Annotated in this window: 15 protein-coding genes; 6 read left to right on the top strand and 9 right to left on the bottom strand. The window is 58.6% G+C overall.

All coding sequences use genetic code 11. The features are described 5' to 3' along the window. Positions 1–333 (top strand): hypothetical protein (locus ABIB28_RS18250; protein WP_354289504.1); only part of this gene is annotated, 333 nt, incomplete at its 5' end. Positions 334–450: 117 nt separating this feature from the next. On the opposite strand, the gene ABIB28_RS18255 is transcribed toward ABIB28_RS18250, so the two are convergent. From ABIB28_RS18255 to ABIB28_RS18295, 9 genes are all read right to left on the bottom strand, one after another. Beyond that, a complete protein-coding gene (locus tag ABIB28_RS18255; protein WP_354289506.1) occupies positions 451–834 on the bottom strand; it encodes a hypothetical protein in 384 nt (127 codons plus the stop codon). Between the two features lie 156 nt (positions 835–990). Beyond that, complete coding sequence (locus ABIB28_RS18260) at positions 991–1665, bottom strand: recombinase family protein (protein ID WP_354289508.1); 675 nt, start codon at positions 1663–1665, stop codon at positions 991–993. A 119-nt stretch (positions 1666–1784) separates the two neighbouring features. Further along, on the bottom strand, positions 1785–2216 hold the full coding sequence (locus ABIB28_RS18265) for a hypothetical protein (protein ID WP_354289510.1): 432 nt from the start codon (positions 2214–2216) through the stop codon (positions 1785–1787). Between the two features lie 328 nt (positions 2217–2544). Beyond that, a complete protein-coding gene (locus ABIB28_RS18270) occupies positions 2545–3192 on the bottom strand; it encodes a GNAT family N-acetyltransferase (RefSeq protein WP_354289512.1) in 648 nt (215 codons plus the stop codon). A gap of 256 nt (positions 3193–3448) precedes the next feature. Then, complete coding sequence (locus ABIB28_RS18275) at positions 3449–3889, bottom strand: MerR family transcriptional regulator (protein ID WP_354289514.1); 441 nt, start codon at positions 3887–3889, stop codon at positions 3449–3451. 79 nt (positions 3890–3968) lie between these two features. Then, entirely contained in the window at positions 3969–5045 is a 1077-nt protein-coding gene (locus tag ABIB28_RS18280; protein WP_354289516.1) for a replication initiation protein, read from the bottom strand. Positions 5046–5487: 442 nt separating this feature from the next. Then, positions 5488–5718, bottom strand: coding sequence for a BrnA antitoxin family protein (locus tag ABIB28_RS18285; RefSeq protein WP_354289518.1), 231 nt, complete (start codon positions 5716–5718; stop codon positions 5488–5490). Positions 5719–5775: 57 nt separating this feature from the next. Beyond that, complete coding sequence (locus tag ABIB28_RS18290) at positions 5776–6222, bottom strand: hypothetical protein (protein WP_354289520.1); 447 nt, start codon at positions 6220–6222, stop codon at positions 5776–5778. Continuing rightward, entirely contained in the window at positions 6215–6487 is a 273-nt protein-coding gene (locus tag ABIB28_RS18295) for a mobilization protein (protein ID WP_354289522.1), read from the bottom strand. The genes ABIB28_RS18290 and ABIB28_RS18295 overlap by 8 nt, the downstream gene beginning before the upstream one ends. 166 nt (positions 6488–6653) lie before the next feature. Here ABIB28_RS18295 and mobQ point away from each other — a divergent pair, with 166 nt between their 5' ends. From mobQ to ABIB28_RS18320, 5 genes are all read left to right on the top strand, one after another. Continuing rightward, a complete protein-coding gene (gene mobQ / locus ABIB28_RS18300) occupies positions 6654–7871 on the top strand; it encodes a MobQ family relaxase (RefSeq protein WP_354289524.1) in 1218 nt (405 codons plus the stop codon). 62 nt (positions 7872–7933) lie between these two features. Then, entirely contained in the window at positions 7934–8182 is a 249-nt protein-coding gene (locus tag ABIB28_RS18305) for a type II toxin-antitoxin system ParD family antitoxin (RefSeq protein WP_354289526.1), read from the top strand. A gap of 19 nt (positions 8183–8201) precedes the next feature. Further along, positions 8202–8543, top strand: a complete 342-nt coding sequence (locus tag ABIB28_RS18310) for a type II toxin-antitoxin system RelE/ParE family toxin (RefSeq protein ID WP_354289528.1) — start codon at positions 8202–8204, stop codon at positions 8541–8543. After that, positions 8540–8821 carry a helix-turn-helix domain-containing protein gene (locus ABIB28_RS18315; protein ID WP_354289530.1) on the top strand — a complete coding sequence of 94 codons (282 nt, stop codon included), beginning with the start codon at positions 8540–8542 and terminating at the stop codon, positions 8819–8821. The genes ABIB28_RS18310 and ABIB28_RS18315 overlap by 4 nt, the downstream gene beginning before the upstream one ends. A gap of 70 nt (positions 8822–8891) precedes the next feature. After that, on the top strand, positions 8892–9106 hold a 215-nt coding region (locus ABIB28_RS18320), incomplete at its 3' end, for a hypothetical protein (protein ID WP_354289532.1).

Genomic DNA, 9106 nt, shown 5'->3' on the forward strand with positions numbered 1-9106 from the left:
AAAAGCGACTGCACGATCTCGTTCTACACCCCGCTCTGGTCCAGTATGTTTGGGCCAAACTGGAAGGCAATGGTCATCTATGATCGGGGGCGATTTTGGTTAGAGGGCTCTGCTTCGGATCGTCGACTTAGATATGACCTTCGCAGCTTGCATGGCTTCGTCTATTGTATTTGCGGAGCGGCTTTTTTCTTCATATTTACGGTTATTGGCAATGGATTTCTGTTTGCGCTTGGGGTCGCCGCGCTCACTTTTTCGTGGCTCTACGGGATGAATATGTTGCTCGCTTGGGTTCGGGTCCCGCTTGCAATTCGTAAAGCCGCTAGCATGCCGTAGGTCCTCTCACCACCAAACCCGGCCATTCCTGATGCAAAAATCAAAAACTTTGTATCAACGGGAGGTATAAGCCGATGGCCAAAATCGACCAAGCAAGCCCGGTCACCGCCACTTTCATTACGTAGTGCGCTTCGATACCCATTCTTGTTCAAGCCAAGCGTTGGCCTCATCCCAGTCTAGAAAAACGCGGCTGTTCGGGGCGTTTAGTACCCGTTCGGCCTGCATCTTGTTAAGAGCCTTGTTCACGACCGTCACTACCGGCCCGCTAGTGATCTTCAACGACTGCGCCATCAGCAACTCGAGCCCATGGGCCACTTGGCTCGATTGAATTGGATAGTCGCGAGCATCGTTCAGCACCGCGTACGGTCCATAACGCACCCGCATCGCCATACCCTGCGCTACAGTAGCCGCGGAGAACGACGCCAGCGTACCAAGCGTCCAAAAGCCAACTGAGGTGATTACGAAGACGCGCCTCGTTGCATCGAAACGGATATCGTACATGCACCGTGTTATAAACTACTGGTCTTAAAGAAACGTTATCCAAAACCTTTATGGAATGCACAGAGGAAAGATCCGCACAATTTGGTTAAGCCGACTATTATCCGGCTCGCCTTTAGCCGCTGGTCCCTCTGGACCAGCGGCTTTTTCTTGGCCCGCTTAAAACAGGCGTTTTCCGATCTCGTAGGCATATTCTGGATCGTGATCGGCTCGGTTTCCCGCATCAAGCGTAGCTTGGCTCCATGCCTCTGTACTTGGTGAGAGCGCTCGCGCGGTCCGCTGCACGGTAGGAGTTGCGATCCGCGATATCGTAGCTTGGCTCACACCTAACAATGCGGCGACGGTGCGCTGCGTGTCGCCGGCAGCAAGCCGCTGTAGGGCCTCGGACTGCTGGTGAGGGGTGAGGGCGGTACGTCGGCCGAATTTGACGCCACGGGCCTTGGCCTGGACCCTGCCGGCAGCGGTGCGTTCGGTAATACGATGACGCTCATAGCTGGCGGCAACCCCCAGCACGGCGATGATAACATCGGCCAACTGCGAGGTGGTATCCACCATCGGCTCCGCGATCGAGCGGAAGCCGGCACCGGCTTCCTTCACTGCATGGAGGATGTTCAACAGGTCGCGGGTGTTGCGGGCGAGACGATCGGTCGATGTCACCATCAGCACGTCGCCGGCATCGAGCGCGCCGATCGCGCGCTTGAGCTGGGGCCGCTCGGCAGTCGCACCGCTAATCTTCTCGCGATAAACCTTCGTGCAGCCGGCCGCGTCGAGCTGGGCGAGCTGCTGCGCTAGATCCTGCCCGCTGGATGAGACGCGTGCGTAGCCGTAAATCATGCTCCGATTGTGCATCAGAATAATGCATCATGGAAGTGCCGGGTTTTGTGCGCTTTTCCACCTGATGCAAAACTTGTGATTTTCGCATCAGCGGCGACGGGTTTGAGTGGAAGCGGACGTTACCGTGCGCAAGTAACGCGGCTATTTGCCCATTCCAGATCAATCATCGTTAACGGTGCGCTTTCATCGGAAAGCCGAAATAGCGCGTCGGCGATCCCCTCGTCTTCCCATGCGAAGGCATCGCTCATGATCATAGCGTCCGCGATATAGCTGGCGGCATTCATAGGTATCTCACCCTCAGCCAGCGCCGCTATGAGAACTGCCACCTGCCGACGCGAGATTTGCGTCTTTGGTCCGTCCGAAATTTTGACGGCCCCCGAGCCGAGCTTCGCATAGGCTGCCAGGCATTCTTTTACCTCAGGCTCAATCTCGCGCCACAGTTGTCCGGCTGACTGCTCGCCATTGAGAAACGATGTAAGAGAACCGTGCTGCACAATCTCGCGCCTACTCGTCAGATTCGAATAATTCGCGGCCGTAAGGAAGATCGCCAAGGCGTTCCAAATAGCAGATGCCATGGCACGGCCAGGACTGATTGCCCTCGCCATTTGTTGCGATCGTTAGCGTGCAAGGATCAAGACCCGCCTCGTCAACCGGCTTAGAGCAGAAACAGCAGACCCCATTCTTCACTTTGACTTCTCCACCAGCTCGCGCTGCAAGCGGCAACCATTCGCGACTAAACCATGGCGAGCGAAGGTCCGCTACTGGGTATCAGCCGACCGACTGCTTTACGCCGCGGCGTTGATGCAAAACTTTTGATTTTTGCATCAACATTGGCTGGGTTTGAGAATTTAGGTCCAACAGCTTTTTGCTGTCACCACTTTATGGTGCGGATTCGGGCCATAAGTCTCTGTAAAAAAATATTTCGGATTCATCCAACGGTAGAAGACCTACGATCTCACCCGCGCGCTTCCAGCTTGTCGATTCCAGAAGGCGCAGGCCGGCGAGGTTATTGCCTGACGCAGATATGAAGACCCTACCGGACAAAACCGTGTTTAGAGAGGCGATCAAGCATCTAGCGAGACCTTGCCCCCGGCTTGTTTCCCTGACGACGAGCTTGTTGACATAATCCTTCCCGATGCAGCCGCTTTTCTGCCACGACGCATAGGCTTGGATTCGACCATTGATATCGATGACGAGCATCCGGTGCTCCACAATTTCAGTGATACGGTCGCCAGGAAAAGTATCAAATTCCAAGACCGCCGAAAAATCCATCGGTTCGGCTAGGCGGACCGTTACCATAGTGCCCTCTCCAACATGAAATCCGATCGAGAGTGCGAGCCCGCATCTCCCAGCCATCCATTGCGCCTCGCTCTGATCGCTGTTGCTTATCCTCAGATCATACACAGAGCTTGATCGTCTGCTATCTGGAAAAGCAGGATTGCTGGTCCGGCTGTCGGCAAGCATTAACCCCGAAATACCATTGTTTCTTGCCACCGACGCGCCAAAAGCGGGCCATGGTTTATCCACAAAGCGCTTCTGATGTTCAGCATCAGATCACCGTGCAAATGGAGTTGGCGGACCTCGCTACGGTCTATGATATCCGCTTGATGCACGAGGATTTGGAGCAGCTATACCGAACCCAGCTCGTAGCGCTCATACTGGCTGAGGCTTTGCCGCGTCTGGTCGTTAGTAGACCTACCGCCCTCGACGATCGTCGCGCCCGCGTTCCTTCTCGTGAGCATGCTGCTGCCTGATCGTCGCAAAAGGGACCCCTTTTGCGACCTTACTCGTCGGGACGGCCAAATAGCCGACCGAAGAACCCCCGCTTGGATTCCGTAGGGCCAGGTCCTGCCAGCAACCCAATCACCCGGGCCTGCGCCTCGCGTCGTTCCTCGTCCGACCGATCAAGGCGCTGACGAAGATCGCCGATCGTGCCATCTCGGTCGCGTAACTGTTCCAAAGCGGCATCAAGGCGTGCCTGTAACACGTTGGAATTGGCGGTGTTACCTGTACCGCTATCGGTGTTGCGTATCGTTTCAAGCGGCATTTCGCTAACGGTTGCGGACGACTTTGGCGGATAGACCCGGTGCAGTTCAACCGGTTCAATCGAGAACGACCCGCTCTCGTTTTTAACCGCTGATATTCGGCCACTGTTAATGGCTCGTGAGATGGACGCCTTGCTGATGCCGGTGGCCTTAGCAGCCTCGCCCAAGGTGTAAGCCATCTATCCAGTACCCCGTTACGTATCGTTTCAAATTACTGTCAGCTAACAGTTAGCAGGAACAGGCACCATTGGAAACGGATCAGGCTCGTCCCCACTTGGCGGAACACCCCGTAACCCATTTCGTCCAGTCTGCCTTGAGGGCATCCCCGACAAGCTGGCGACGGCGATCTTTGAGGATTCTAACGTATTGGTCGGCGAGCCTTTGGACGGCATGGCCGCCACCCAATGTCCGACCGATCGCATAGAGTTCAGGGGTTTGAAATTCGTCCACGCGGTCGTCGGCGGGCCATCGTAGGGTATCGGAAACCGACATTCGCGTTGCAGCTACAGCGATGAGGCTGGCAGCATCTACGATGGTATCTGCGGTGCCCTCACGCCGCGACCGACGTCCGGTACTGTGGCGTCCTGCCTCATCGGCTGCGGCATTGGTGGCGTCGTCATCCTTCGTCGTGAAGGTGAGGGTGACGTGGGTGATCTTTCCCCGAGCACCACGCTTTTCGGACCAGTCCATAGTGAATGCGGCGAGTTGATCGATCTCGGCCTTTGCCAGGTCGAGAACGAAACGTCGGAAATCAGAAAAGTTGAGCATCGTTTTGGGAGCAACGCCGACGCGCTCTCGCAGCTCCTCGATTGTCCCGGACCATCGAGGTTCGCGGCGTCCAGCGAGTAAGCACCCCATCTCGTAGAGCGTGATTGCGTATTTTGATCGGAAGGCCAGCAGTGCGGCCCGGTTTAACCGGGCATAATAATCGCTGCCCTGAAGCACAGCCCGAGCTGGTGCCGTAAATTCCCACTCTACAGTGGCAAGGCCATCGTCAGCATGTTCGTTGAGTGTCCAAGCTAACAGTGCAGCGGTAAGCGTGGCTGACCGACCCTGCGCCGATGTGGATGGCATCCGAAATTTGATGTCCATCAGCTCATCGAGTGTGTCCTGTATCCTGTCGTTGGACTCATGACTGCCTCGAAGATCGCGCTTTGCAATCACGTGAGAGCCTGGCTGCCATGCTTCACCCGCAGCTTTGGCAATCAAAAGTGCGAGGGTTTTGCGCGCTGCCAAGGACGGAGAGACACCTGCGCCAAAGCGGGCCTCAATGAACTCGCCGGCTTTCACGATCGCGTGTCCATCACGCACAGCGGCTGTCGAAGCCGCTTTCATCGTACGGCCGAGGGAGGGGGGATCGGACATAAGCAAGGTGTGCATAGAAACGAGCTACGTATCAATATCTATTCGTACCTCGCTTCTGCGACTCTAGCCCGCCCCATTCCTCGTACCTGACCGCCCCATTCCTCGTAGGTCGCCGCCCCATTCCTCGTACCTGACCGCCCCATTCCTCGTAGGTGGAGCTGTTTCTTGCTTTATAACCAAAGGCTTATTCTCCCTGAATCATAGAATCATAGAGAATTAGAATCATCGCGAGTGCGCGCGGGGCACGATCAGAGATGGAATATGGAATTGGCCTGCGGCCAATGCGCTGCTGATGCGTGCCGGCTACGCCGTCACAGAGGCGGCCTAACGGCCGCAGGCTTGGCGAGGGAGAAGTCGGTCGAGGGGGTGATCATCTACCGATTGTCAGGCGTCATGGAGGTTCAGCGAGGGATTAGATCCGACCAGCTTCCACCAGCTGGCCGAGCAGGGCGTTCACACGGGTCTGCCATCCGGGGCCGCTACCCCGCAGATGATCGACCGTCTTGGCGTCCAAGCGGATTTTGACCTCTACCTTTGGCGTTTCCGACTTCGGCCGCCCGCGCCGGGAGGGTGTCATGCCGGCCATGAACGTGGTGTCCATCGACGGGTTATCGTCGTGCAACTCGGGATCAAATTTGGTCATAGTAGAACCTCGCCTCGTGCTTGTCGGCATTGGCGCGATTTATCGTGCACCCATAAATTACCCGGTCGGCTGCGGTTGTAAGGGCACCCATCCGTCTTTGCAGGTCTGGGTCTTGGCGTTCCAGTGACCGGCGCAGCCGTACATGCGCTGCTCGATCTTGGGTTCCTTGGCCCATTGGTAGGCGAGGGCGGCCACGAAGATCAGCCCCAGGCCGATCAGGGCGGCGTAGAGCCATTCCTTGAACCGATCGAGCCAGATGCCCGTGCTGGCCCGCTGGAGCCTGTCAGCGGCCCGCAGAAGGTCTTGGACGGTCGATCCTACATGCTGGCTCCAGTCGGCACGCTGGCTGGCTTCCTGGGCGATCTGGCGGGCCAGCGTGGCCGTTTGCTCCGCGACCCCTTCGGCCCCGGCCTTGCGCATGGCGTCGAGCAGGGTGCGGTAGTCCGCCTGGGGATCGCCGGAGGATGGAGCGTCAAAATCGGAAGGGTCGAACGGGTCAGCCATCGGTAACACCCCGGAAGGTCCAACCCTCGAACGCCTTGCGGTCCTGGTCGCGAACGATCCGGTCCATCAGTTCATGAAGTCCGGCTTCCCACTCCGCGTCCTTCATCGCAGCATCGAGGAGCAGGCCGCCCAGGATGATCTTGCGACGGGCATCGGCCTTGCGGTTGAGGGTGGCGGTGCGGGCTTCGAGCAACTGCAACCGGGCCTTGGCCTGCTGGACCTTGAGGCGGGCATTTTCTATAGCTTCGGGTGTGGGAGCGGCCATGATCGGTCCTTTCGCTACAGCATAGAGGTAGCACTACACCAGAGCGACTGAAAGGAGTGAATGGCGCACTTATGCAAACTTGCGTTTGCGTGCGTCGGGGGGTACCCCGAACCCCAGCGGGCTGTCGCCCGCGCCATGCTTCCGCATGGCAAAGGAGTACGCGGCGATGGCGAGCTTCCATCTTGCAGTGAAGACGGTAAGCCGCTCTGCCGGTCGCACCGCGACGGCAGCAGCAGCTTACCGTGCGGGTGTGGAGATCGCGGACGAGCGCACCGGCGTCGTCCACGATTACACCCGCAAGCAGGGCATTGAGCACCTTGAGATCGTCGCGCCTGCCGACGCACCCGAGTGGGTGCGCGACCGGTCGGCGCTGTGGAACGCGGCCGAGCAGGCCGAGACGCGCAAGAATTCGACGGTCGCGCGGGAATATGAAATCGCGCTCCCGGCCGAGCTGTCTGCCGACGAGCGCCGCACCCTTACGCTGGACCTCGCCCGTGAGATCAGCGAGCGGCACGGTGTGGCGGTGGACGTGGCGATCCATGCACCTGGTCGGCAGGGCGATCAGCGCAACCACCATGCGCACCTTCTGACCACGACGCGGCGGATCGGCGCGGAGGGGCTGGGGGAGAAAAGCCGCGAACTGGACCAGAAGACCAGCGGGGAAGTCGAGCGCTGGCGGGCGCGCTACGCGGAGATGCAGAACGCAGCGCTGGAACGGGCGCAGGTGGCCGAGCGGGTCGATCACCGCAGCCACCAGCGGCGCGGGATCGAGCAGGAGGCGACGGTGCACATGGGGCCGGGGGTGGCGGCAATGGAGCGTCGGGCCGAGCGGGAGGCGCAGCGCGAGGGCCGTGCGTATGAGCCGGTGACGGAGGTTGCCCAGCACAATGCCGGCGTCCTCGAGCAGCGCGGCTTGCGGCAGTATATCGAGCGTGGATCGGAGTGGTTGCGCGACATGGGGCAACGGGTGGCCGAGCGGCTACACGGGTTCGCGGCGACGTTGAGCGGCGCAGTCGAGCGCGATCGGCGCGAAGCGGCCGAAGCGCAGCAGCGCGAGCAGCTTGCCGCCGAGCGCGCCCGCCAGGCTGTGCAGGAGCGTCAGCAGGCCCATGCCCGGGAGCAGGTGGCCGAGCGGTTCAGGACGATCGCGGCGCGGCGCGAGGCGGGCGCCCACGGCTATAGCGACCATAGCAGCGATTGGCGGGCAGTGCCTGAGGCGCTGCGCAAGGCGGTGGACGCCTATAACGGGGCGAACCAGCACACTAAGGATCTGTATATTGAGCAGATCCAGCGCGAACCTCAGATGGCGCACGCCATGGGGCAGCTCATCCACGATCGCGAGCGCGTCCTGCAACGCGATCGGGATCAGGGGATGAGCCGGTGAACAAACACCGCGGAATCGATGGCCGTGCTGAACAGCACCAATAGCATGACGTGGAGGCCGATATGGCGATCGTGCGCAAGACCATTACCCTGACCGAACAGCAGAATGCGTGGATCGCCGCCCAGATCGACGCCGGCAGCTACACCAATGACAGCGAGGCGATCCGTGACCTCATCCGGCGCGAGCAGGAACGGGGTCTGGAGATCGAGAGTATCCGTCAGGCGCTGATCGAGGGCGAGCAGAGCGGAGAGCCCGAGCCGTTCGACTTTGCTGCTTTCAAGCAGCGCAAAGCCGGTTGCGCGAGTATATAAATTTTTATATATGCCGACTATGGATGACGAGATTATGGAAATCGACTTCCGTGGCGGGTCGCTTGATGACCTCCGGGATTTCCCAGGAGAGGCCCGCAAGGAAGCCGGCTACCAGCTCGACAAGGTGCAGCACGGCGAAGAACCATCCGATTGGAAGCCTTTTTCCACAGTTGGAAAAGGCGTTCGAGAAATCCGCATATCGGAGGATGGTGATGCTTTCCGTGTAATGTATGTCGCGAAATTTGAGAATACTGTTCACGTTCTTCACTGTTTCCAGAAGAAAATGGTAAAGACGAGTAAGCCGGATATCGAGATCGCTACTAAGCGATACAAAGCACTCTTAAAGGAGCTAGGACAATGACCAGCACCAAATTCAAGAGCGTTTGGGACGCGATAGAGGATACTCCGGCAGATGCGGAGAACATGAAGCTCCGGTCTTCGTTGATGCGCGCGCTCGAAAAGCAGATTCGGACACGTGAATGGACGCAAATCGAGGCGGCTCAGCGCTTCGGAGTGACACAGCCCAGGATCTCGGACCTGATGCGCGGCCGCATCAACCGCTTCAGCTTGGACACGCTGGTGAACATGGTCAGCGCAGCTGGCCTCCACGTTGATATGCGGGTGGCCGAAATGGCTTGATTTCAGGGAGTATCTGTCGGCTGCTATCGCCCAATAGCGGTCATCGGCGTTTCAGCGTATTCAAGCATTCATGATTGATTTCATATGGCATCTGCGTGGGTCAACTCCGGTGGCAGCGGACCTAGATTCGGGCGCAATCACCGAGCGCATCGAACGCCTACTGAAAAATCAGCGTAAGTATGTAACGGAGAAAAGCGACTGCACGATCTCGTTCTACACCCCGCTCTGGTCCAGTATGTTTGGGCCAAACTGGAAGGCAATGGTCATCTATGATCGGGGGCGATT

This window comes from Sphingomonas sp. UYEF23, assembly GCF_040546165.1.
In the GTDB taxonomy this organism is placed as follows: domain Bacteria; phylum Pseudomonadota; class Alphaproteobacteria; order Sphingomonadales; family Sphingomonadaceae; genus Sphingomonas; species Sphingomonas glacialis.

What these genes read in the sequence shown, in the direction of transcription:
- ABIB28_RS18260 (WP_354289508.1), bottom strand. Translation starts at nt 1,665, where the DNA reads ATGATTTACGGCTACGCACGCGTCTCATCCAGCGGGCAGGATCTAGCG.
- ABIB28_RS18315 (WP_354289530.1), top strand. Translation starts at nt 8,540, where the DNA reads ATGACCAGCACCAAATTCAAGAGCGTTTGGGACGCGATAGAGGATACT.
- ABIB28_RS18310 (WP_354289528.1), top strand. Translation starts at nt 8,202, where the DNA reads ATGGATGACGAGATTATGGAAATCGACTTCCGTGGCGGGTCGCTTGAT.
- ABIB28_RS18280 (WP_354289516.1), bottom strand. Translation starts at nt 5,045, where the DNA reads ATGAAAGCGGCTTCGACAGCCGCTGTGCGTGATGGACACGCGATCGTG.
- ABIB28_RS18275 (WP_354289514.1), bottom strand. Translation starts at nt 3,889, where the DNA reads ATGGCTTACACCTTGGGCGAGGCTGCTAAGGCCACCGGCATCAGCAAG.
- ABIB28_RS18255 (WP_354289506.1), bottom strand. Translation starts at nt 834, where the DNA reads ATGTACGATATCCGTTTCGATGCAACGAGGCGCGTCTTCGTAATCACC.
- ABIB28_RS18295 (WP_354289522.1), bottom strand. Translation starts at nt 6,487, where the DNA reads ATGGCCGCTCCCACACCCGAAGCTATAGAAAATGCCCGCCTCAAGGTC.
- ABIB28_RS18305 (WP_354289526.1), top strand. Translation starts at nt 7,934, where the DNA reads ATGGCGATCGTGCGCAAGACCATTACCCTGACCGAACAGCAGAATGCG.
- ABIB28_RS18285 (WP_354289518.1), bottom strand. Translation starts at nt 5,718, where the DNA reads ATGACCAAATTTGATCCCGAGTTGCACGACGATAACCCGTCGATGGAC.
- ABIB28_RS18290 (WP_354289520.1), bottom strand. Translation starts at nt 6,222, where the DNA reads ATGGCTGACCCGTTCGACCCTTCCGATTTTGACGCTCCATCCTCCGGC.
- mobQ (WP_354289524.1), top strand. Translation starts at nt 6,654, where the DNA reads ATGGCGAGCTTCCATCTTGCAGTGAAGACGGTAAGCCGCTCTGCCGGT.